The sequence below is a fragment of the Streptomyces coffeae genome, assembly GCF_016741875.1.
Taxonomy (GTDB): Bacteria; Actinomycetota; Actinomycetes; order Streptomycetales; family Streptomycetaceae; genus Streptomyces; species Streptomyces coffeae.
The window spans coordinates 97953-120177 of record NZ_JAERRF010000011.1; the positions used below are offsets into that span (position 1 = coordinate 97953).

Below are 22225 nucleotides of genomic sequence, written 5' to 3' on the forward strand. Positions count from 1 at the left end.
GACAGTTTCGCGAAACGGCCCCGGATCGTGGGTCCCGGCCTTACGCTGAGCACAGCACCGGTGGGGGCCGGTGCTTCATCAGGGGGCGAGACAGTACAGGTACGACGCCCGGGGTGGGGTAGTGATGACGGCGTGGCGGCGGCCGCGCGGATTGCGATGACCCCGTGCCGGGCGCCGTACCCGCACTGATGCTCGGTGCAGTCCGGGAAGTATCCGGCGATGTGGGGGGTGTCCGTGGCACGTATTCGGGTTCTCGTGGTCGACGACCATCGCATCTTCGCCGAGTCTCTGGCCGCGGCCCTCGCGGCGGAGCAGGACGTGGACGTGGCGGCGGCAGGGAGCGGTCCGGCGGCGCTGCGCTGTCTGGAGCGGGGCGCCGCGGAGGGGCGCCGTTTCGATGTCCTTCTGGTCGACGCCGATCTGGGCACCGCGGTCGGCGACAGTGTGCCCGTGCCGCCGCCCGCGCAGCCCGACACGGCGTACGGCGGGGCGCGGCCACCGGGCCAGGGCGGGCCCGCGCGTCCGGTCAACGGCCGGGCGGCGGACGGGATTTCGCTGGTCGGCGGGGTCCGTACCGCCCAGCCGGGGGTGCGCACCGTGGTGCTCGCCGAGCGGGACGATCCGCGCCGGGCGGCCGCGGCGCTCCAGGCCGGGGCATGCGGCTGGGTGGCCAAGGACTGCTCGCTGGTCCGGCTGCTCGCGGTGATCCGGGGGGTGCTGCGGGACGAGACCCATCTGCCGCCCGCTCTGCTCACCGGTGTTCTGCGGGAGTTGACGGCCGCGCGCAAGCACCGCACCGAGAGCGAGCGCCTGGTGGAGTCGCTGACCCCGCGTGAGCGCGAGGTGCTGCGCTGCATGGTGGCCGGGCTCGGCCGCAAGGCGGTCGCCGAGCGGCTCTTCCTCTCCCCGCACACCGTCCGCACCCATATGCAGAATGTGCTGGGCAAGCTGGGGGTGCACTCCACCCTGGCGGCGGTGGCGCTGGCCCGGCGGGCCGGGGTCGGTCCGGTCGACCTAGCCGGGGAAATTGTCGAAAGGGGCGGTCAGCTGGCGTAGCAGCGCCGCCAGTTCCGCACGCTGGGCCTGGGAGAGCTCGGCGAGGATGGCGTGCTCCTGCTCCAGCAGCCCGGCGAGTGCCTGGTCCGCGCGGTCCCGCCCCTCGGCGGTGAGCCGGACCAGCACTCCGCGCCGGTCGCTGGGGTCGGGCTCCCGCTGCACCAGGCCCTTCTTGGCGAGCCGGTCGATCCGGTTGGTCATGGTGCCCGAGGTCACCAGGGTCTGGGTGAGCAACTGGCCGGGGGAGAGCTGATACGGAGCCCCCGCTCGGCGCAGCGAGGTCAGGACGTCGAACTCCCAGGGCTCCAACTGATGCTCGGCGAAGGCGATCCGCCGTGCCCGGTCCAGATGGCGGGCGAGCCGGCTGACCCGGCTGAGCACTTCGAGCGGTTCCACATCGAGGTCGGGGCGCTCCCGCCGCCACGCCGCGACCAGCCGATCGACCTCGTCCTCCATGGCGATCAGTGTAGTAGGTCTGTCGACATGAAGTCTCTTGACATCAAGAGATAATCTGGAGCACGGTGAGGGCGCCCGGAAGCGCGATCACAACCGTCCCGACCCGACCGTACCCGCAGGGGGCTTGACGACCATGAGCACCGCACCCAACTGGGACCCACAGCAGTATCTGCGCCACTCCGGCTACCGCACCCGGCCCTTCCTCGACCTGCTGGCCCGGGTCCCCCGGCTGCCCGCCGCCGGCTCCGGCCGTCCGCCCCGGATCGCCGACCTCGGCTGCGGTCCCGGCAATGTCACCGTGCTGCTCCTGGACCGCTGGCCCGACGCCGAGGTCACCGGTCTGGACAACTCCGCCGAGATGCTGGACGCGGCCCGTCCGCTGGCCGGTCCCACCACCGGTGGCGGCCATCTGGACTTCCGCTCCGCCGACATCCTGAGCTGGGCCCCGGACGAGACCTACGACCTGATCGTCTCCAACGCCGCGCTCCAGTGGGTGCCCGGCCACGCCGACGCCTTCCCGACCTGGCTGGCCGCCCTGCGCCCGGGCGGCTCCCTCGCCTTCCAGATCCCCGGCAACTTCACCGCCCCCAGCCACACCCTGATGCGCGAGCTGTGCGAATCGCCCCGCTGGCGCGACCGGCTCGGCGGAGTGCTGCGCCACCGCGACGCGGTTCTGGACCCGGTCGGCTATCTGGACCGGCTGGCCGGGCTCGGCTGCGAGGTCGACAGCTGGGAGACCACCTACATCCAGACCCTCACCGGCTCCGACCCCGTCCTGGACTGGGTCAAGGGCACCGGACTGCGCCCCGTGCTCACCGCGCTGGCGGACGACCCGGGGGCGCGCGAGGAGTTCATCGCCGAGTACCGCGAGCGGCTGCGCGAGGCGTACCCGCCGCGGCCGTACGGCACGCCCTTCCCGTTCCGCCGCATCTTCGTGGTCGCCCGTAAGAGGGAGAAGTGATCGCCGTGGAGCCCAACGACTGACCCTTCGGCCGGAACGGGGGTCCGGCCGAAGGGTCGCGGGTCAGTTCTTGCGGTGGCCTATCAGCCGGGGCTTGGGCTCCAGACCGTCGAGACCGTGCCAGGCCAGATTCACCAGATGCGCCGCCACCTCGGCCTTCTTCGGCTTGCGGACGTCCAGCCACCACTGGCCGGTCAGTGCCACCATGCCCACCAGGGCCTGGGCGTACAGCGGGGCCAGCTTGGCGTCGAAGCCGCGCGCCTTGAACTCCAGCCCGAGGATGTCCTCCACCTGGGTGGCGATATCGCTGATCAGTGAGGCGAAGGTGCCCGTCGACTGAGCCACGGGGGAGTCGCGCACCAGGATCCGGAAGCCGTCGGTGTACGCCTCGATGTAGTCGAGGAGCGCGAACGCGGCCTGTTCCAGCAGCTCGCGGGGGTGGCCCGCGGTGAGTGCTCCGGTCACCATGTCCAGCAGCTGGCGCATCTCGCGGTCCACCACGACCGCGTACAGCCCCTCCTTGCCGCCGAAGTGCTCGTAGACCACCGGCTTGGAGACCCCGGCCTTGGCCGCGATCTCCTCCACCGATGTGCCCTCGAAGCCCCGCTCGGCAAAGAGCGTGCGACCGATGTCCAGCAGTTGCTCCCGGCGCTCCTTGCCGGTCATCCGGACCCGGCGGGTACGCCGGGTCCCGGAGCCGGAGTGCCGGGCGGCCCTGGCGGGCCGGTCCCTGTTGCCGCTGGTATTACTATCGGTCGCCACAGGCTCCATCATGCCGCTCCGACGGACTCCTCTTTGCGCCGGGAGTCGATACGGGCCTCGTTCGGCCACCGGACGTCATACGCCCAGCCCGCCTTCTCGAACCAGCGGATGATCCGGGCACTGGAGTCCAGCTGGCCCTTCATCACCCCGTGCCGGGCAGAGGTCGGGTCCGCGTGGTGCAGGTTGTGCCACGACTCACCGCACGAGAGCACCGCGAGCCACCACACATTGCCGGAGCGGTCACGCGACTTGAACGGGCGCTTGCCCACCGCGTGGCAGATCGAGTTGATCGACCAGGTGACATGGTGCAGCAACGCCACCCGGACGAGCGACCCCCAGAAGAACGCGGTCACCGCGCCCTGCCACGACCAGGTCACCAGACCGCCGATCAGCGCGGGCAGCAGCAGCGAGACCGCGGTCCACAGCACGAACTGCCGGGAGACCGCACGAACGGTGTTGTCCTTGATCAGATCCGGTGCGTACTTGGACTGCGAGGTCTGCTCCTCATCGAACATCCAGCCGATATGTGCCCACCACAACCCCTTCATCAGGGCCGGGACGGTCTCCCCGTACCGCCACGGAGAGTGAGGGTCGCCCTCGGCGTCGGAGAATTTGTGGTGCTTGCGGTGGTCGGCCACCCAGCGCACCAGCGGCCCCTCCACCGCCAGCGATCCGGCGATGGCCAGCGCGATCCGCAGCGGGCGCTTGGCCTTGAAGGAGCCATGGGTGAAGTAGCGGTGGAAGCCGATGGTGATGCCGTGGCAGCCGATGTAGTACATGGCCACCATCAGTCCCAGGTCCAGCCAGCTCACCCCCCAGCCCCAGGCCAGGGGAATGGCGGCGAGCAGCGCGACAAACGGGACGGTGATGAACAGCAGCAGGGTGATCTGTTCGATGGAACGCTTGCTGTCCCCGCCGAGCGTGGCGGAGGGAAGCGGCGTCTCCTGGGCCTTCGGCGCGTCGTGGACCACGTCGGGGCTTGCAGTCATGGGATCCCTCGTGGGGCTCGGGGGCTGGGCTACGGATCCGTAACCTACGGCGACGTAAGTATGGCAGGGCCGCGAAGCGGGGCAAGAGGGCTCTGGTCCCTCTCAGGTATGTGCCGCATATCCTGGGGTGCGTCGGACAGCGCGGTCCGCCACCTGGCCGCAAGCATGGGGGCCATGGCCCGCGGTCCCGCCGCGCAGGCGCTTTGCCCCGCTTGAGAACCCCGTTCGCTGCAAGGAGCCCGCACCTGTGAGCAGTGCCGACCACACCAATGCCGCTCTGCGTGCCGATATCCGCCGACTGGGCGATCTGCTCGGCGAAACCCTCGTCCGCCAGGAGGGCCCCGACCTCCTCGACCTCGTCGAGCGCGTCCGCGCCCTCACCCGCAGTGACGGAGAGGCCGCCGCGGAGCTGCTCGGCTCGACCGACCTCCAGACCGCGGCCAAGCTGGTACGGGCGTTCTCCACCTACTTCCATCTGGCGAACGTCACCGAGCAGGTGCACCGCGGCCGTGAGCTGCGCGCCCGCCGCGACGCCGAGGGCGGAATCCTCGCCCGCACCGCCGACCAGCTCAAGGACGCCGACCCCGAGCACGTCCGGCACACCGTCGAGCGGCTGAACGTTCGCCCGGTCTTCACCGCGCACCCCACCGAGGCCGCCCGCCGCACCGTCCTCAACAAGCTCCGCCGGATCGCCGAGCTCCTCGACGCGCTCGCCGCCGGGGGCGAGGAGCGCCGCACCGATCTGCGCCTCGCCGAGAACATCGACCTGCTCTGGCAGACCGACGAGCTGCGGGTGGCCCGCCCCGAGCCCGCCGACGAGGCCCGCAACGCCATCTACTACCTCGACGAACTGCACGCCCACGCCGTCGGTGACGTCCTGGAGGACCTCAGCGCCGAGCTCGAACGCGTCGGCCTGGAGCTGCCCGCCACCACCCGCCCCCTGACCTTCGGCACCTGGATCGGCGGCGACCGCGACGGCAACCCCAACGTCACCCCCGAGGTCACCCGTGAGGTGCTGATCCTCCAGCACGAGCACGGCATCACCGACGCGCTGGAGATCATCGACGATCTGCGCGCCGCCCTCTCCAGCTCCATCCGCAACTCCGACGCCTCCGAGGAACTGCTCGACTCCCTCCAGCGCGACCTGGAACTCCTCCCGGAGATCAGCCCCCGCTACAAGCGGCTCAACGCCGAGGAGCCCTACCGGCTCAAGGCCACCTGCATGCGGCAGAAGCTGGTCAACACCCGTGAGCGGCTCGCCTCCGACACCCCCCACCAGCCCGGCCGTGACTACCTCGGCACCGCCGAACTGCTCGCCGACCTCCACCTCATCCAGGACTCGCTGCGCGCCCACCGGGGGCGGCTGATCGCCGACGGCCGGCTCGAGCGCGCCATCCGCACGCTGGCCGCCTTCGGCCTCCAGCTCGCCACCATGGACGTCCGGGAACACGCCGACGCCCACCACCACGCGCTCGGCCAGCTCTTCGACCGGCTCGGCGAGGAGTCCTGGCGCTACGCCGACATGCCGCGCGACTACCGACGCAAGCTGCTGGCCAAGGAGCTGCGCTCACGCCGTCCGCTCGCCCCGTCCCCGGCCCCACTGGACGCCGCCGGGGCCAAGACCCTCGGCGTCTTCCGCACCATCCGGGAGTCCTTCGAGCGGTTCGGCCCGGAGATCGTCGAGTCCTACATCATCTCCATGTGCCAGGGCTCCGACGATGTCTTCGCCGCCGCCGTCCTCGCCCGTGAGGCCGGGCTGATCGATCTGCACGGGGGCTGGGCCAAGATCGGCATCGTGCCGCTCCTGGAGACCACCGATGAGCTGAGGATCGCCGACACTCTGCTCGACGAGATGCTCGCCGACCCCTCCTACCGGCGGCTGGTCGCCCTCCGCGGCGATGTCCAGGAGGTCATGCTCGGCTACTCCGACTCCTCGAAGTTCGGCGGCATCACCACCTCCCAGTGGGAGATCCACCGCGCCCAGCGGCTGCTGCGTGACGTCGCCCACCGGCACGGCGTACGGCTGCGCCTCTTCCACGGCCGCGGCGGCACCGTCGGCCGGGGCGGCGGCCCCACCCACGACGCCATCCTCGCCCAGCCCTGGGGCACCCTCGAGGGCGAGATCAAGGTGACCGAGCAGGGCGAGGTCATCTCCGACAAGTACCTCGTCCCCTCCCTCGCCCGGGAGAACCTGGAGCTCACCGTCGCGGCCACGCTCCAGGCGTCCGCCCTGCACACCGCACCCCGGCAGTCGGACGAGGCGCTCACCCGCTGGGACGGGACGATGGACACCGTCTCCGAGGCCGCCCACGCCGCGTACCGCAGGCTGGTCGAGGACCCCGATCTGCCCGCCTACTTCTTCGCCTCCACCCCCGTGGACCAGCTCGCCGAACTCCACCTGGGCTCCCGGCCCTCCCGCCGCCCCGACTCGGGCGCGGGACTGGACGGACTGCGCGCCATCCCGTGGGTGTTCGGCTGGACCCAGTCCCGGCAGATCGTGCCCGGCTGGTTCGGGGTGGGCTCCGGACTCAAGGCCGCCCGTGACGCCGGACTCGACGGCGTCCTCGACGAGATGCACCAGCACTGGCACTTCTTCCGCAACTTCCTGTCCAACGTGGAGATGACCCTCGCCAAGACGGATCTGCGGATCGCCCGCCACTACGTCGACACCCTGGTGCCCGACGAGCTGAAGCATGTCTTCGACACCATCGTGGCCGAGCACGAGCTGACCGTGCGTGAGGTGCTACGGATCACCGGCGGGACCGAACTCCTGGACTCCAACCCGGTGCTGAAGCAGACCTTCCATGTCCGGGACGCCTATCTCGACCCGATTTCCTACCTCCAGGTGTCGCTGCTGCACCGGCAGCGCACCGCCCGCGAGCGCGGTGAGGAAGCCGATCCGCTGCTCGCCCGCGCCCTGCTGCTCACCGTCAACGGTGTGGCGGCGGGTCTGCGCAACACCGGCTGACGACGCCTGATACGCACACAGCGGGCGGGGCCACCTCACGAGGTGGCCCCGCCCGCTGTTCGTGCTGTTCAGGCGCGCGTCAGAAGGTGAGCGCGGCGTACGAGGCGCCGAGCAGGGCCGCGCCCAGCAGCCCCATCACCCATGCCGTACGCCGCAGCCGCAGACCGCCGGCCACCAGCAGCGAGGCCAGCAGCAGCGAACCACCGAACGGCACCCAGGCGTGCAGCACCCCCGCCGGACCGGTGCGGACCCCCTCGTTCGTGCCCGGTTTGAGCGCCACCGCCACCGCGTCGCCCGACCCGTCGGTGACCGCCTTGTCGATCTTGATCCGGCCGTGCTTCTCACCTCCGCCCCGGGCGGACGCGAAGGGGCCGGTGCACCAGTCCTCGCCGCAGTCGGAGACCGTGACCACGCCCTGCTCAAGGCCCTTGGTGAGCATGGCCGGACGGGCATCGCTCCAGGACGACCACACCCCGGCGACCAGCAGGAACAGCGCGATCAGCGCCGCCGCCGCGTTCTTCGCGATCAGCAGCAGCCCATACGCGCCCTCGCGGGCACGCCGGGTGCGGCTGCGCTTGGCGGTCACAGTGGTCACACCGGTGGAAGCCATGGCGGGATCCTGGCCATGACAGGTCCCGGGGTCAACCTCGGTGAAGAAACGGGCGAACGGCCCTTTGTCAGGAGTTGTACGTGGACTGCGCGCGCTCCAGACCGTCCACGATCAGCGTCTCCACCGCATCGGCCGCGCGGTCCACGAAATAGTCCAACTCCCTGCGCTCAGCAGAGGAAAAGTCCTTCAGGACGAACGCCGCGACATCCATCCGGCCGGGCGGACGGCCGATTCCGAAGCGCGCCCGGAAGTAGTCCGGCCCCAGCGACTTCGTGATCGACTTCAGTCCGTTGTGGCCATTGTCACCACCGCCCAGCTTCAGGCGCAGCGCTCCGTAGTCGATGTCCAATTCGTCATGGACCGCCACGACATGACCCACCGGCACCTTGTAGAAGTCGCGCAGCGCGGTGGTCGGTCCGCCCGAGAGATTCATGAACGACATCGGTTTGGCGACGACAACCCGGCGGCTTCCCGGACCGGGCGGGCCGATCCGCCCCTCGACGACCTGGGCCCGCGACTTGTGCGCCTTGAACCGGGCGCCCATCCGCTCGGCCAGCAGATCGGCCACCATGAAGCCGACGTTGTGGCGGTTGGCGGCGTACTCGCCCCCGGGGTTGCCCAGACCCACCACCAGCCAGGGGCTCGTGTCGTCCGTCGTCATGCTTGTGTCTCCTGGAGGGACGGCCGCCGCCCCTCCCGCCGCACCGGGACACGGGGCGGCAGGGCGGAACGGCGGCCGGAGAAAAGGAAGGGAGGAAGCCGGAGCTTACGCCTCTTCGCCCTCGGCTTCCTCGGCCTCCTCGGCGGGAGCCTCGGCCTGGGCGGTGACCACGTGCAGCACCGGGGCGTCCTCCTCGACGGCGAGGGTGGTGCCGGCCGGCAGCGTGATGTCCTTGGCGTGGATGGTGGCACCCGCGTCCAGGCCCTCGATGGAGATGGTGACACCCTCGGGGATGTGGGTGGCCTCGGTCTCGACCGGCAGCGCGTTCAGCACGTGCTCGAGCAGGTTGCCGCCGGGGGCCAGCTCGCCCTCGGTGAGGATCGGCACCTCGACGGTGACCTTCTCGCCCTTCTTCACCAGCAGGAGGTCGATGTGCTCAAGGATGCCGATCTTGATGGGGTGGCGCTGCACGGCCTTGGGGATGACCAGCTCGCTCTTGCCACCCTCGATGTCCAGGCGGATCAGCACGTTCGGGGTCTTCAGCGCCATCAGCAGGTCGTGGCCCGGCAGGGTCACATGCACCGGCTCGGTGCCGTGGCCGTAGATGACACCGGGGACGCGGCCGGCGACGCGGGTGCGGCGGGCCGCACCCTTGCCGAACTCGGTGCGGGGCTGGGCGGAGATCTTGACCTCGGCCATGGGGCACTCCTCGTAGATCGTGTCCTGATATGTGGGCGTCACCCGGCCCACGACAGACCTGCTACGAAGAGCGCGTCGATAACGGACAGCTGTGCCGAGCACAGCCTCCCTCGCCGAGCAACCCCATGAGTCTACCAATGGCCGGATAGGCTTAAGGCCACCCCGTGGCGGGGTGGCCTCAGCCGGGTCGCTCCTAAGCCCATCAGGCGTGCTCCTCGAAGAGGCTGGTCACCGAGCCGTCCTCGAAGACCTCCTGCACCGCGCGGGCGATGGTGGGCGCCATCGACAGCACGGTGACCTTGTCGAGTTCGACCTCGTTCGGGGTGGGCAGCGTGTTGGTGAAGACGAACTCGCTGACCTTCGAGTTCTTCAGCCGGTCGGCGGCCGGACCGGACAGCACACCGTGGGTGGCGGTCACGATCACGTCCTCGGCGCCGTTGGCGAACAGCGCGTCGGCCGCGGCGCAGATGGTGCCACCGGTGTCGATCATGTCGTCGACCAGCACACAGACCCGGCCGTGTACATCACCGACGACCTCGTGGACGGTGACCTGGTTGGCCACATCCGGGTCGCGCCGCTTGTGCACGATCGCCAGCGGGGCGCCCAGCCGGTCGCACCAGCGGTCGGCGACCCGCACCCGGCCGGCGTCCGGGGAGACCACGGTGAGCTTGGTGCGGTCCACCTTGGCGCCCACGTAGTCGGCGAGCACCGGAAGCGCGAAGAGGTGGTCCACCGGGCCGTCGAAGAAGCCCTGGATCTGGTCGGTGTGCAGATCGACGGTGAGGATGCGGTCGGCGCCCGAGGTCTTCAGCAGATCCGCGATCAGACGGGCCGAGATGGGCTCGCGGCCGCGGTGCTTCTTGTCCTGGCGGGCATAGCCGTAGAAGGGGACGATCACCGTGATGGAACGCGCGGAAGCCCGCTTCAGCGCGTCGATCATGATGAGCTGCTCCATGATCCACTTATTGATCGGAGCGGTGTGGCTCTGGATCAGAAAGCAGTCGGCGCCTCGCGCGGACTCCTGGAAACGGACGTAGATCTCGCCGTTGGCGAAGTCGAATGCCTTGGTCGGGACCAAGCTGACGCCCAGCTCGTGGGCGACCTCCTCGGCCAGCTCGGGGTGGGCGCGGCCGGAGAAGAGCATCAGCTTCTTCTCGCCGGTCGTCTTGATCCCGCTCACAGCAAGTCTCCTTGGATGTCACTTTGGTGCGCTTCTCACGGTACGCCCCGCCCGGCATACCCGTGTACGGGTCACTGATCGCTCTGGTGCTCCTGGTGAGCGCTCTCCGCGGCCCGTGCCGCGGCGCTTCCGGGGCGCTTGCGGGCCACCCAGCCCTCGATATTCCGCTGCTGTCCGCGGGCGACGGCCAGCGAGCCGGGGGGCACATCCTTGGTGATGACCGAGCCGGCGGCGGTGTAGGCGCCGTCCCCGATCGTGACAGGAGCCACAAGCATGTTGTCGGCTCCGGTGCGGCAGTGGCTGCCGATGGTGGTGTGGTGCTTGTTGACGCCGTCGTAGTTCACGAAGACGCTCGCGGCGCCGATGTTGGTGTGGTCGCCGATCGTCGCGTCACCCACATAGGACAGATGCGGCACCTTGCTGCCCTCGCCGATCGTGGCGTTCTTCATCTCCACGTAGGTACCGGCCTTGGCCTTGGTGCCGAGCCGGGTGCCGGGGCGCAGATACGCGTACGGCCCCACACTGGCGCCCTCGCCGATCTCGGCGCTGTGGGCGACGGTGAACGAGGCGACGGCGCCCTCGCCCACGGTGGTGTCGGTGAGCCGGGAGTTCGGGCCGACCTCGCTGTGCGCGGCGAGATGGGTGGTGCCCAGCAGCTGGGTGCCGGGGTGGACCAGGGCGTCCGGTGCGAAGGTGACGGTCGCGTCGATCCAGGTGGTGCCCGGGTCGACCACGGTCACCCCGCTGAGCATGGCGCGCTCCAGCAGCCGGTCGTTGAGCAGCCTGCGGGCCTCGGCCAGCTGGACGCGGTTGTTGATGCCCAGGATCTCCCGGTGGTCGGCGGCCACGGCGGCTCCCACCCGGTGACCGGCCTCACGCAGGATGCCGAGCACATCGGTGAGGTACTCCTCACCCTGGCTGTTGTCGGTGCGCACCTTGCCGAGCGCGTCGGTGAGCAGCTGGGCGTCGAAGGCGAAGACACCGGAGTTGATCTCGCGGATCGCGCGCTGGGCGTCGGTGGCGTCCTTGTGCTCGACGATCGCGGTGACGGCGCCGCTCGCCGGGTCCCGCACGATCCGGCCGTAGCCGGTGGAGTCGGGCACCTCGGCGGTGAGCACGGTCACGGCGTTGCCGTCGGTGGCGTGCACCGAGGCGAGCCGGTCCAGCGTCGTGCCGGTCAGCAGCGGGGTGTCACCGCAGACGACGATCACGGTGCCGTCGAGGGCGACTCCGCTGCCGGACAGCTCCTCCAGGCCCATCCGGACGGCGTGGCCGGTGCCGTTCTGCTCGTGCTGGACGGCGGTGCGCACCTCCGCGTCGATCTCGGCGAGATGCGCGGTGACCTGCTCACGGGCGTGGCCGACGACGACCACCAGATGCTCGGGCGAGAGCTCGCGGGAGGCGGCGACGACATGCCCGACGAGGGATCGGCCGCAGATCGCGTGCAGGACCTTGGGGGTCGCCGACTTCATACGGGTGCCCTCACCCGCGGCGAGGACGACGACGGCTGCCGGGCGGTTGGCGCTCACGGGTGTGCCCTTCGGCTTCGGGGGTGGACACCCGCAGGATACCGAGAGGTTTCGGGACGGAAACGTGTGCGGGTCCCGATCGGGGCGATCAGGACCCGTAGGGACGGAAAGAAGAGCTCCCCTGCCAGGACTCGAACCCGGAACAACCGGACCAAAACCGGTAGTGTTGCCTATTACACCACAGGGGAAAGAAAAGCACTCAAGTCGGACACCTGGTCAGGCTGTCGACTTGGCCCCCACCACTATGCCGTACCACCAGCCCTCGATGCGACGGTATAGATCAGCGTTGTTGCCCCGTTCCGGGGCGCGGCGCTGTCCGCCGTTCGAGTGTCCTTCACCCCGCCGTGTCCCGGGGAATTCCCTTGCTCCACGGTCGTAGTCTGGTCGCTATGAGTGCTACGGGGGTAGTCGAGGCAGCGAGCGCGCGGGGCGCGCCCGCTGGTCCATGGTGGTGGTCGCGGCGGCGGAGCATGGTGCTCGATGTGGGTCTCGCCATCGCGTCGGCGGCGGAGTGCGCCGCGGAAGGTGTCGTTTTCGCCGATGACGCCCGGATTCCCCCGCTGCTCGGTGTGCTGCTCGGAATCGTCGTCGGCTCGACGCTGGTGGTGCGGCGCCGGTGGCCGATCGCCGTTGTCCTGATAGTGATCGCCGTCACCCCGGCCGAGATGGGGCTGCTGCTCGGTGTGGTCGGCCTCTACACCCTGGCCGCCTCCGAAGTGCCGCGGCGGATCACGGCGGTGCTCGCCGGGATGGCGGGCTCCGGGACGCTCATCATCACCATGATCCGTTTCCAGCAGGACATCGGGAAGGGCGGCTGGGACCCGGGGCTCTGGGCGGTGCCGCTGGTCTCGGTGACGATGGCGCTGGGGATGACCGCCCCGCCGGTGCTGCTCGGGCTGTACGTCAGGGCGCGGCGGCGGCTGGTGGAGAGTCTGCGGGAGCGGGCCGACGGACTTGAGCGCGAGCTGTCGCTGCTCGCGGACCGCGCGGAGGAGCGGGCCGAGTGGGCCCGCAACGAGGAGCGCACCCGGATCGCCCGCGAGATGCACGACGTGGTGGCGCACCGGGTGAGCCTGATGGTGGTGCACGCGGCGGCGCTCCAGGCGGTGGCGCTGAAGGACCCGGAGAAGGCGTCGAAGAACGCGGCGCTGGTCGGAGACATGGGGCGGCAGGCACTCACCGAGCTGCGGCAGATGCTGGGGGTGCTGCGCTCCGAGGACGGGCAGCGGTCCGGCGGGGGCGCGGCGGCCCCGGCCGCCCCCGAGGAGAAGCGGGTGCCGCTGGCCGCGGTGGCGGTGGCCGCGTCGGCCGCCGCGCAGGCCGCGGGGGCGGCGGCGCGGGAGGCGGAGCCCCTGGACGGGCCGCGCCTGGCGGAGCTGGACGCGCTGGTCGGGCAGTCGCGCGCGGCGGGGATGACCGTGGAGCTCTCGGTGGAAGGCGAGGAGCGGCGCTATGCGTCGCGAGTGGAGCAGACCGCCTACCGCGTGGTGCAGGAGGCGCTCACCAACGTCCACAAGCACGCCCCGGGCGCGAGCGCCCGGGTGCGGGTCGCCCATCGCGCCGACGAGATCGCGGTACTGGTGGAGAACGGCCCGAGCGAACGCGGCGCGGCGGACGCCGGGCTGCCCAGCGGGGGCAACGGCCTGGTCGGCATGCGTGAGCGGGTCTCCACGCTGGGCGGGGGCTTTGTGTCGGGCCCGACCGAGGCGGGCGGCTTCCGGGTCTCGGCGGTCATCCCGGACCGCACGGGCGCTGAACAAGCGGAGTCCGCGGACGCCCCCGCAGAGGAGTTGAAGGACGTGGCGCGCGCCAAGACCGCCTAGGCGCCCGGGCGGCGCGGGGCGCCCGGCCGTCGTTCGGGCGGAGCCGCGCGTCTGCGGAGTACGGGCCCGGCGGTGGCGCGAGGGGCGGCGGGCCGCGGGCCGGTGGGGTGCGGATCCGGCGTACCGGCGTTGCGTTCTGCCCGCCCGGGCGTGGATGTTCGGCGGCTTTCCGAAGTGGGTCCTGGTGGCTTTTGGGGCGTATGGGCCTGGTGGCGGCGAGAGCGGGGCGGCCGTGGGGTCGGAGGGTCGTTGTCGCGGCGGATCCGGCGTACCGGCGGGTCGGCGACCTCGCGGGTCGGGCGGTCTACGCCCGGGGCAACCTCGGCGGGAGGGTGCCTGTGACCAGGGTGGCCAGCGCCGCGTCCACGCTCGCGCCCAGATACCAGTCACCGCAGTGGTCCAGGCTGTAGACCCGCCCCTCCGCGTCGATGGTCAGCAGCGCCTGTCCGTCCGCCTCTTCGCCCAGCGGACAGACCTCCGTCTCCAGCGCCCGCCCCAAGTCGCCGAGGGTACGGGCCAGATGGAGGCCGGGCAGCGGGTCGATCCGGAACGAGGTCGGGGCGATCTGCCGCCCCGCCGCGGGCGGCTGCACCTCCAGCCCGCCGAACTCCGCCCACGCCTCGACGGCCGCCGGGAAGACCGCGTGCCGGTGTCCGGCCGGGGAGGTGTGGGCGCGCAGGGCGTCGGCCCAGATCTCGGCGCGCCGGATGTCCCAGCGGCCGGGCTCCCAGCCCGCCTCGCGCAGCGCGGCGTCGACGGCGATGGGGAAGCGGGTGACGTCTCTGCGGTCGTATGCCTGTTTCACTCGGTCTCACCCACGACCCGTACGCCGAAGTGGGCCAGCAGCGCCGTGCAGGACAGGCAGGGCGGGGCGTAGCTGCCGTGCTGGGGGTCGCCCGCCTCGCGGATGCGGCGGGTGGTGAGTTTGGCGTGCTTGAGGGAGCGGCGGGCCTCGCCCTGGCTGAGCGGTTTGCGGGAGGCCCGCTTGGAGCGGCTCGCCTCGAAGGCCGTCAGATGGCGGGAGAGCAGGATCGCCTCGGCGCAGCGGCCGGTGAAGCGCTCGCGCCGGCCGGTGGGGAGCGCGTCGAGGAACTCCTTGACCAGGGGGTGCGGCGTGGGCGGCTGATCGCCCTTGATTCCGGTGCAGGTGAGGGTCTCGCCGCGGACGGACAGCGCGGCGGCCACGGCGGGCAGGATGCCGTCGCGCCGGTGGTGCACCGGGGGCGGCCCGGCGTCGGGGTCGACGCTGCTCCATCCCAGCCGGGGGTCGCCGGCCGCGGGGGCGGCGCCGTTGCCGCTCCCGCCGTTCCGCATGGTGTGCATGTGGTGATTCCCTCCCTACCGCAATCCCCCGGTTGCAGTGATCAGATTGCCAAATGTGCCGGGTGGTGCGGTAGTCCGGGCTTGTACCGCCAGGTGGGCGGCGCGTCGGGCCCGTGGCCGTGCGCCGGGACGGGGCGGCCGGGGCGACCGACCGGCTCCGCCCATTGCGCCACCACATAGGCTGTGGGCAGTAGACAGCATCAGCAGGGGGCAACCGCCATGACGACAGGTCGGCTCGGGCAGCACACCGCGCCACCGAACACGGCCTACGCCGGGCAGGTCGTGCACTTCCCGGACCCGGTCCGGGCCGCTCGCCACCCCAAGGGCGTCCGAGTGGACGAAAGCGGCTATCCGGACTTCTCGCCCTATGCTCGCGCGGCGGCCGAAATCGCCGAGCCCCCGGAGGGGTTCGGCGTCGACGAGCTGCGGCTGACCGACTACGTCTCGGCGAACGCGGCACAGTTCGCCGCCGGGCACGAGCTGTGGAAGGACTCCGCGCCGGTCGCCACCCCGCACGGCTGGACCTGGCACCACGTCGCCGGCACCCGGCGGATGGAGCTGATCCCGGTCGAGGTGAAGGCGCTGCTGCGGCACCACGGTGGACTGGCCACCGCGCCGGTCGACCAGAACAAGCGCGGCACCCGGCCCCTCCAGGAGACCCGGCCGATCCACTTCGGGCTGCCCGTGCGCGGTCTTTCGGTCACCGAGGAGCAGATGCTGGGCGTCGAGGAGGACCTCGGCTACCGGCTGCCCGACGCGTACCGCTCCTACCTCAAGGCGGCGGGTGGCTGCGCACCGGTCGGTGCGGCGCTCGACCCGGAGTTGGGGCTGCTGATCGATCAGCCCTTCTTCACGGTGCGCGACGAGGCCGCGGTCAACGACCTCGTGTACATGAACAAGTGTCTGCGTGACCACTTCACCAAGGACTATCTGGGCGTCGGCTTCGTCCAGGGCGGAGTGATCGCGGTGAAAGTGAAGGGCGACGCGATCGGCTCGGTGTGGTTCTGCGCGTACGACGACGCGCGGGACCGCGACGGCTGGACGGTTCAGGACCGGGTGACGGAGCTCATGCTGCCGTGCGGCGATGACTTCGACGCCTTCCTGCTGCGGCTGGCGGGCAATCCGCCGGAGCTGGAGACCGTGGCGAACCTGATGGTGGACGGCGGATTCGCGTACGCCGTCCCGGTGGAGGAGTGAGCGCGATGGTGACCTTCGCACAGGCGCAGGAGCGCGCGGAACTCTGGATCAACGCCGATGTGCCCGCCTATCAGCAGCGCGAGGTACGGGTCCGGGAGTTCGACCTGGGGTTCGTGGTCTGGGCCGAGGACCGGCCCGACGGTCCGGTGTCGGACGCGGCCACCGAGGGCGCGCGGATGGTCATCGCCCGCGACAGCGGCGACACCACGCTGTGGCCGGGACTGCCGGTCGGTGAGGTGATCCGCCGTTACGAGGAGACTTACGGGGCGGCGGCCGACGCCGCCTCCTCGGAGACCACCGGTGGACGCCAGCAGCGCATCGACCTCAACGCCACGTCCTTCCTGCTCACCCCGCCGGAGTGGTTGCAGGAGGCGGCGGACGCGATGAGTCTGCCGGACCAGCGGCTGGACATCCCCGACCAGCGGTCGGACGCCGCGTCCGCGGGCGCGGCCGGGTCCGGGGGGCCGCAGGACGCGCCGCCGGTGCCGGGCGCTCCGGCCCCGGCCGCTTCCGGTTCTTCCGCCGGATCCTCTTCTTCCAGCTCCTCCGCCGCGTCGGCGCCCTCCGGCGGTACGCCGTGGGCCGACATCAACTCCCGAAGCGACGACGGCGACCGCTCGGTCGCGCTGCCCGCGACGGTCTTCGCCCCGCCGCTGGCGGGCTCCGACGACGAGGACACCCCGCCGCCGGGCGTGCGGCCGGACGCCAAGACCGAGCTGCTGTCCGGCGGCAGCGCGTTGCCGCCCACGGCCATCGCCCCGCAGATCGACCTTCCGGAGGGCGCGGGTCCGGCCGCCGGTCCGGCGTCCGGCGCCGCTCCCGGCGCGGCCGACATCGCGAACGAGGCCACCCGCAAGGCGACGCCCGGCGGCCCGACGCCTCCGCCGCCGCCCGGCGCCCCGGGTGCGCCCGGCGCCCGGCCGGGCGCGGGCGGGCAGACCCCGCCGCCCCCTTCACCGCCGCCCGCCCCGTCCGGGCCCGGCGCCCCGGGTGCTCCGGCCGGGGGCTATGTGCCGACCCAGCTGGTCTCGCAGCTCGACCCCGACGCGGGACCCGGTGGACAGACCCCGCCGCCGGGCGGTCCGGGTGCGCCCGGTGCTCCGGGCGGCGGCCATGTACATGCCGCGGCGACGATGCTGGCGGGTGGTCCCGGTCAGCCCGCCGCGCCCGGCGCGCCCGGTGCGCCGGGCGCTCCCGGTGCTCCTGGTGCACCCGGTGCTCCGGGTCAGACCCCGCCGCCCGGTGCTCCGCAGCCGCCCCAGGCGCCCGGTGCCCCAGGCACTCCCGGCGGTGGTGTGCATGCCGCGGCGACGATGCTGGCGGGTGGTCCCGGTCAGCCCGCCGCGCCCGGCGCGCCCGGTGCTCCGGGTCAGACGCCGCCGCCCGGTCCGGGCGGTCCCGGCTTCCCGGCTCCGCCCGGCGCCCCGGGCGTTCCCGGTCAGGCTGCCCCATCCGGCCCGCAGCCGCCCGGCCCACCCGGGGTCCCCGGTGCGGGTGGTTCCGCGACACCGCCGCCTCCGTTCCCCGGTGCGCCCGGCGCCCCGGGTGTGCACGGTGCTCCTGGCGCGCCCGGCGCTCCCGGTGACGGTGTGCACGCCGCCGCGACCATGCTGGCCGGTGGCCCCGGCGCCCCGGGCGTTCCTGGCGCTCCCGGCGCCCCCGGTATGGCTCCGCCGACCGGTCCTCCGGCCCCCGGGATGGCCCCGCCCCCCGGCGCCCCGGCTCCCGGTGCCCCGGCTCCCGAAATGGCTCCGCCCGGATACGCGTACCCGCAGCCGCCGCCCGGTCAGCCGACCGTGGGCCCCGGCTATATGGCGGTCCTCCGCTACCGCGCCCAGGACGGCTCGGAGCAGCAGCTCATCCGCCGTTCCGCGCCGGGCACCCCGCATCCGGAGTGGCAGATCCTGCACGAGCTGCGGTCGATGAACGTCCCGCCGCAGCAGGTGCTGGAGCTCCACACCGAGCTGGAGTCCTGTGATCTGCCCGGCGGTTACTGCGCCCGGATGATCCGCGAGACCTGGCCGCAGGTGCGCATCAGCCACACCGCTCCGTACGGCCGTGACCACGCCACCCGTCAGCAGGGCGTCCGCCATCTGCTGGAGCACCAGGGCGAGTTGCACCAGGTCGCGGACGGCCCGGCCCGTCCGGCGCCGAACCGGGTGCCGCTGCCGCACCCCAGCCAGGTGCAGCCGGTGCCGCCGGTTCCGCCCGAGGGTCTGGCGCATGAGCTGGGCCAGGCGTTCGGCCCCGGTGTCTTCCGCTTCGACCAGCGCGCGGTCTCCCGGATGGGCGTACCGGACGTGGTCGCGCAGACGCTGGTCCGGGCGGGCCTCCCGGTGGACTTCGGGCCGTTCTTCTGGGCCCAGGCCCAGCCGGGCCGCCCGGTGCCGACGCTGGCCGAGCTGGCGGCCGAGCGCGGGGTGCAGCCCGCGGCCGACGCCGGGTCGTACCTGGTCATGGGCAATGACTTCGGCCGTCAGCTGTGTGTGCAGTACGGCACCGCGCACATCGTGGCCATCCCCCTGGAGGCGGTGGCGCAGCCGGTGCCTCCGCAGTTCGTGAACACCGGTCTGCCGGAGTTCGTGCGCTGTATGGGGCTGTTGGGCCGGATGTGGCGGCTGCGCTACGGGCTGACGCCCGAGCAGGCGGGCCGCTGGACGGTCGACTTCCAGGCCCAGCTCGCCGCCCTGGACCCGGCGGCGCTGTCCGCACCGGACAACTGGTGGTCGGTGCTGCTGGAGCAGATGTGGGACGGCCTGCTCTGACCTAGCCCAGCAGGCAGCGTCGGCAGACGGATCGAGGCGCCCGACCCCCGTGACGGGGGCGGGCGCCTCGTCGTTGTTGTCACCGGATTCCGGCGGGATACCGGGGGATTCCGCGGGCGTGCCGGAGCGGGTCCCGGTCCTCGCCGCGAGGACAGCTGGGCGGAGTGTCGCGTTATGGGTGATTAGGGGCGATCCATCAAGATGTGCGCCGAAGCGCGTTGCATGCCGGACAAAAGGGGTTCCAAGGATGGGCGCATCGGTGTCACCACAGGGCTTCACCATCGTCGGACGGGGCCGCGGCTACCGTCCCGTGCAGGTCGACCGCTGTGTGGCGGAGCTGTCCCAGGCGCGTGACGCGGCGTGGGAGCGGGCGGCGCGCCTCACCGTGCTCGCCAATGAGCTGTCCGCCGACGCGGAGCGGTTGCGCGAGGCGGTCTCCCAGCTGGCCCCCCAGACGTATGAATCGCTGGGCGACCGCGCCCAGCTGATCCTGATGGCGGCCGAGGAGGAGGAGACCCATCTGCGCGCGCAGGCCGAGGCATGGGCGCAGGAGCAGTGGGAGATCGCGCAGGCCGACGCCCGCAGGATGCGCGACGAGGCGCGCGACGAGGCCGAGCGGGTGCGCGAGGCCGCCGAGGCGTCGGCGCGCAGCACCCTGGAGGCGGCCCAGGCCGAGGTCGAGGAGGTGCGGGCGGTCTCGCGCCAGGACGTCAAGGAGTGGCGGGGCGAGGCGCTGTCCGCGCTCAAGGACATGCGGCAGCGCACCGCCGCGGTCCTGGTCGGGCAGGAGCGGGAGCACGGCGACCGGTGGGAGGCGGCGGGCCGCGAACTGGCCGAGCGGGACAGCGCGATGACCGCCCGGCTGGCCCAGCTGGAGGAGTTCACACAGGCCCGGCTGGCCGACGCCAAGCGGGAGTACGCGATGGCCGAGCAGGCCGCGCGGCTGCGCCAGGAGGACGCGCAGGCGCAGGCGGCGGAGATCGTCGCCCAGGCACGGGCCCGCGAGGAGCGCCTCGCCCGGGAGACCGAGCGGACGCTGCGCGAGCACATGGACCGGCGCGAGGAGTTGAAGGCCCACCTGGAGCATGTGCGCGGCAGCCTGGCGGCACTGACGGGCAAGCCGGTGGCCGACGACCCCGGCCCCAACTCCCACCCGGAGCTGAGCCCCGAGTCCTGAGCGACCTGGCCTCCGGCCCGGAAGACCGGTGACGCGCGGCGGGTACGGCGATGCGACCGTACCCGCCGCGCGGTGCTGCGCCGGGCCCTTGCCGGGGGCGTAGCGGGGCGTTCCCCCCTTCGCGCGGTGGTGCGCGGGGTGTACGGCCTGGTGGCCGGGCCGCTTTGCCTCGAGCCGCGGTCAGGGCGACGCGACCATCGGATCTGGCGCGACGGCGTTCCGTTCGTCTCCGGTGGCCGTGGGCCGCAGAGCCTGCGCGCGGTACGGCTGCCCCGAGCGGGGGGTGTTCAGCGGCCTCTCGGCGACGGGTCGCACCAATCACCAGGCCGGTCGACGCCCGCCCGCTGCCCGCCGCTCAAGGCTCGCGCTCCGCGGCCTCCCGCTCCGGGGGGACCGGAAAGGTGCGCGGGGCGAGGAAGAGGAGGACCAGCAGGGCCAGGAGTGCCGCGGCGGCGGCGCCCAGGTAGACGTGGTCGACGGCGGTGTCCACCGCCCGGCGCAGATAGTCCGCGGCCCGGTCGCTGAGGGCCGCCGGGTGGTCCAGGGCGTGGGAGACCCCGTCGAGGTCGTCGGGGAGCCCGGTCCGGATGGCGGTCGGGGCCTCGGTCAGCCGTGAGGCCAGCGTCGCGTTGGCGACGGCGCCGAAGAGCGCGGCGCCCACGCTCTGGCCGACCTGGCGGCAGAAGAGGATCGAGGCGGTCGCGGTACCGCGCTCGGACCAGCCGACGGACGACTGCACCCCGATGATCAGCGGCAGTTGGAACAGCCCGAGGGCCGCCCCCAGCGCCAGGGTGATCAGCGCCGGCTGCCAGGCGGCCCCGGGGTAGGGGAGGAACGGGAAGGCGGCCAGGACCAGCGCGGCGACCCCGATCCCGGTCATCGCACAGCGCCGGAAGCCGATGCGGTTGTAGACCCGGTTGCTGCACGCGGCCGAGATCGGCCAGCTCAGCGTCATCACGGAGAGGACAAACCCGGCCGCGATCGGACCGAGCCCCAGCACCGACTGGGCATAGGTGGGCAGAAAGACCGTCGGGGCGATCATCAGCAGTCCGAGCGCGCCGAACGCCAGATTGACCGCCGAGATCGTACGGCGCCGCCAGACCCAGCCCGGGATGATCGGTTCGGCGGCACGCCGTTCGATGACCACGGTCGCCACCCCGCACACCGCGCTGCCCGCCAGCAGCGCCAGCGAGGGCGCCGACAGCCAGCCCCAGGCCACCCCGCCCTGGACCAGCGCGGTCAGCAGCAGTCCGCCGGAGGCGAAGACGGCCAGCGCGCCCGCCCAGTCGATCCGCGGCCGGTGCCCGGCGGGCCGCTCCGGCTCGTGCAGATGACGGGCGATCAGCGTCCAGGCCAGCGCCCCGACCGGCAGGTTGATCAGGAAGATCCAGCGCCAGTCGGCGTATCCGGCGAGCACTCCGCCGATCACCGGGCCCGCCACCGCGGACACCGCCCACACCGAGGAGAGCCGGGCCTGGATCTTCGGGCGTTCCTTGAGCGGATAGAGATCGGCGGCGATCACCTGGACGGTGCCCTGGAGCGCCCCGCCGCCCAGCCCCTGGACGATCCGGAAGGCGATGAGGGTGGCCATGTTCCAGGCCCCGGCGCACAGCAGCGACCCGGAGACGAAGATGACGATGCCCGCGAGGAGCACCGGTTTGCGGCCGAAGGTGTCGGAGAGCTTGCCGTAGACGGGGAGGGTGACGGTCACGGCGAGCAGATAGCCGGAGAACAGCCAGGAGAAGACGGAGAAGCCGCCGAGGTCGCCGACGATCTGCGGAACGGCGGTGGAGATGACGGTCGAGTCCAGGGCGGCCAGCGCCATAGCGAGCATCAGGGCGGCGACGACCGGGCGGCGCTCACGGGCGCTCGGTGGTGTCGCCGAGGCCGCTCCGGAGGCCGGAGGAGTGGGTTCCGCGTCCGTTGGCCGTCGTGCGGTGCCGCCCACCGTGGCGCACTCCCTTCCGCCGGACCGCGCCCGGCCGCCCTCCGGTGTCCGGCCGAGCTCCGGCGCCCGGCTGACGTCCGGAATTCTTGTACGACCCACCCTTCCATGCCGGGACAGCACG

General features: G+C 72.2%; 18 protein-coding genes and 1 tRNA gene. 7 read left to right on the plus strand and 12 right to left on the minus strand.

All coding sequences use genetic code 11. The features are described 5' to 3' along the window. The first annotated feature begins 234 nt into the window (after window positions 1-234). Window positions 235-1056: a response regulator transcription factor gene (locus JK363_RS20550; protein WP_307821803.1), complete on the plus strand. Its 822-nt coding sequence runs from the start codon at window positions 235-237 to the stop codon at window positions 1054-1056. Here JK363_RS20550 and JK363_RS20555 read toward each other — a convergent pair. Further along, window positions 1015-1512 (minus strand): MarR family winged helix-turn-helix transcriptional regulator, encoded by a 498-nt coding sequence (locus tag JK363_RS20555; protein ID WP_201876428.1) that lies wholly within the window; start codon window positions 1510-1512, stop codon window positions 1015-1017. The two genes, JK363_RS20550 and JK363_RS20555, sit on opposite strands and share 42 nt — an antisense overlap. Before the next feature lie 133 nt (window positions 1513-1645). Between JK363_RS20555 and JK363_RS20560 the strand changes: the two genes are divergently transcribed. After that, window positions 1646-2473, plus strand: a complete 828-nt coding sequence (locus JK363_RS20560) for a trans-aconitate 2-methyltransferase (RefSeq protein ID WP_201876429.1) — start codon at window positions 1646-1648, stop codon at window positions 2471-2473. A gap of 63 nt (window positions 2474-2536) precedes the next feature. On the opposite strand, the gene JK363_RS20565 is transcribed toward JK363_RS20560, so the two are convergent. After that, window positions 2537-3244, minus strand: a complete 708-nt coding sequence (locus JK363_RS20565; protein ID WP_201876573.1) for a TetR/AcrR family transcriptional regulator — start codon at window positions 3242-3244, stop codon at window positions 2537-2539. Next, on the minus strand, window positions 3244-4224 hold the full coding sequence (locus JK363_RS20570) for an acyl-CoA desaturase (protein WP_201876430.1): 981 nt from the start codon (window positions 4222-4224) through the stop codon (window positions 3244-3246). The genes JK363_RS20565 and JK363_RS20570 overlap by 1 nt, the downstream gene beginning before the upstream one ends. A gap of 247 nt (window positions 4225-4471) precedes the next feature. On the opposite strand from JK363_RS20570, the gene ppc reads away from it, so the two are divergent. After that, window positions 4472-7192: a phosphoenolpyruvate carboxylase gene (ppc, locus tag JK363_RS20575; protein WP_201876431.1), complete on the plus strand. Its 2721-nt coding sequence runs from the start codon at window positions 4472-4474 to the stop codon at window positions 7190-7192. Window positions 7193-7271: 79 nt separating this feature from the next. On the opposite strand, the gene JK363_RS20580 is transcribed toward ppc, so the two are convergent. The 6 genes from JK363_RS20580 to JK363_RS20605 form a co-directional block, all read right to left on the minus strand. Beyond that, window positions 7272-7802 (minus strand): hypothetical protein, encoded by a 531-nt coding sequence (locus JK363_RS20580; RefSeq protein ID WP_201876432.1) that lies wholly within the window; start codon window positions 7800-7802, stop codon window positions 7272-7274. 67 nt (window positions 7803-7869) lie between these two features. Next, on the minus strand, window positions 7870-8463 hold the full coding sequence (gene pth / locus JK363_RS20585) for an aminoacyl-tRNA hydrolase (protein ID WP_201876433.1): 594 nt from the start codon (window positions 8461-8463) through the stop codon (window positions 7870-7872). Window positions 8464-8568: 105 nt separating this feature from the next. Then, a complete protein-coding gene (locus JK363_RS20590) occupies window positions 8569-9162 on the minus strand; it encodes a 50S ribosomal protein L25/general stress protein Ctc (RefSeq protein WP_201876574.1) in 594 nt (197 codons plus the stop codon). A 202-nt stretch (window positions 9163-9364) separates the two neighbouring features. After that, window positions 9365-10342, minus strand: a complete 978-nt coding sequence (locus tag JK363_RS20595) for a ribose-phosphate diphosphokinase (protein ID WP_201876434.1) — start codon at window positions 10340-10342, stop codon at window positions 9365-9367. 71 nt (window positions 10343-10413) lie between these two features. Further along, window positions 10414-11871, minus strand: coding sequence for a bifunctional UDP-N-acetylglucosamine diphosphorylase/glucosamine-1-phosphate N-acetyltransferase GlmU (glmU, locus tag JK363_RS20600; protein ID WP_201876435.1), 1458 nt, complete (start codon window positions 11869-11871; stop codon window positions 10414-10416). Window positions 11872-11987: 116 nt separating this feature from the next. After that, window positions 11988-12059: transfer RNA gene (locus tag JK363_RS20605), tRNA-Gln, on the minus strand. A 201-nt stretch (window positions 12060-12260) separates the two neighbouring features. On the opposite strand from JK363_RS20605, the gene JK363_RS20610 reads away from it, so the two are divergent. Then, on the plus strand, window positions 12261-13694 hold the full coding sequence (locus JK363_RS20610; RefSeq protein WP_201876436.1) for a histidine kinase: 1434 nt from the start codon (window positions 12261-12263) through the stop codon (window positions 13692-13694). Between the two features lie 304 nt (window positions 13695-13998). On the opposite strand, the gene JK363_RS20615 is transcribed toward JK363_RS20610, so the two are convergent. Both JK363_RS20615 and JK363_RS20620 read right to left on the minus strand, forming a co-directional pair. Further along, the gene (locus JK363_RS20615) at window positions 13999-14499 is read right to left on the minus strand and encodes an SUKH-3 domain-containing protein (protein ID WP_201876437.1); all 501 of its coding nucleotides are present in this window, start codon (window positions 14497-14499) and stop codon (window positions 13999-14001) included. Next, window positions 14496-15017 carry a YwqJ-related putative deaminase gene (locus JK363_RS20620; protein ID WP_201876438.1) on the minus strand — a complete coding sequence of 174 codons (522 nt, stop codon included), beginning with the start codon at window positions 15015-15017 and terminating at the stop codon, window positions 14496-14498. Before JK363_RS20620 ends, JK363_RS20615 begins: the two co-directional genes overlap by 4 nt. Before the next feature lie 219 nt (window positions 15018-15236). Between JK363_RS20620 and JK363_RS20625 the strand changes: the two genes are divergently transcribed. From JK363_RS20625 to JK363_RS20635, 3 genes are all read left to right on the plus strand, one after another. Then, a complete protein-coding gene (locus JK363_RS20625; RefSeq protein ID WP_201876439.1) occupies window positions 15237-16214 on the plus strand; it encodes an SMI1/KNR4 family protein in 978 nt (325 codons plus the stop codon). A 5-nt stretch (window positions 16215-16219) separates the two neighbouring features. Next, complete coding sequence (locus tag JK363_RS20630) at window positions 16220-18979, plus strand: SUKH-4 family immunity protein (RefSeq protein ID WP_201876440.1); 2760 nt, start codon at window positions 16220-16222, stop codon at window positions 18977-18979. A 247-nt stretch (window positions 18980-19226) separates the two neighbouring features. Beyond that, window positions 19227-20156: a coiled-coil domain-containing protein gene (locus JK363_RS20635; RefSeq protein ID WP_201876441.1), complete on the plus strand. Its 930-nt coding sequence runs from the start codon at window positions 19227-19229 to the stop codon at window positions 20154-20156. A 355-nt stretch (window positions 20157-20511) separates the two neighbouring features. On the opposite strand, the gene JK363_RS20640 is transcribed toward JK363_RS20635, so the two are convergent. Further along, window positions 20512-22104 carry an MFS transporter gene (locus JK363_RS20640; protein ID WP_372444817.1) on the minus strand — a complete coding sequence of 531 codons (1593 nt, stop codon included), beginning with the start codon at window positions 22102-22104 and terminating at the stop codon, window positions 20512-20514. Window positions 22105-22225 lie beyond the last annotated feature (121 nt).

Coding starts and splice junctions, on each gene's coding strand:
- JK363_RS20620 (WP_201876438.1), bottom strand. CDS start 15,017: ATGCACACCATGCGGAACGGCGGGAGCGGCAACGGCGCCGCCCCCGCG.
- JK363_RS20630 (WP_201876440.1), top strand. CDS start 16,220: ATGGTGACCTTCGCACAGGCGCAGGAGCGCGCGGAACTCTGGATCAAC.
- JK363_RS20580 (WP_201876432.1), bottom strand. CDS start 7,802: ATGGCTTCCACCGGTGTGACCACTGTGACCGCCAAGCGCAGCCGCACC.
- JK363_RS20560 (WP_201876429.1), top strand. CDS start 1,646: ATGAGCACCGCACCCAACTGGGACCCACAGCAGTATCTGCGCCACTCC.
- JK363_RS20610 (WP_201876436.1), top strand. CDS start 12,261: ATGAGTGCTACGGGGGTAGTCGAGGCAGCGAGCGCGCGGGGCGCGCCC.
- JK363_RS20570 (WP_201876430.1), bottom strand. CDS start 4,224: ATGACTGCAAGCCCCGACGTGGTCCACGACGCGCCGAAGGCCCAGGAG.
- JK363_RS20635 (WP_201876441.1), top strand. CDS start 19,227: ATGGGCGCATCGGTGTCACCACAGGGCTTCACCATCGTCGGACGGGGC.
- JK363_RS20565 (WP_201876573.1), bottom strand. CDS start 3,244: ATGGAGCCTGTGGCGACCGATAGTAATACCAGCGGCAACAGGGACCGG.
- JK363_RS20625 (WP_201876439.1), top strand. CDS start 15,237: ATGACGACAGGTCGGCTCGGGCAGCACACCGCGCCACCGAACACGGCC.
- JK363_RS20555 (WP_201876428.1), bottom strand. CDS start 1,512: ATGGAGGACGAGGTCGATCGGCTGGTCGCGGCGTGGCGGCGGGAGCGC.
- JK363_RS20590 (WP_201876574.1), bottom strand. CDS start 9,162: ATGGCCGAGGTCAAGATCTCCGCCCAGCCCCGCACCGAGTTCGGCAAG.
- pth (WP_201876433.1), bottom strand. CDS start 8,463: ATGACGACGGACGACACGAGCCCCTGGCTGGTGGTGGGTCTGGGCAAC.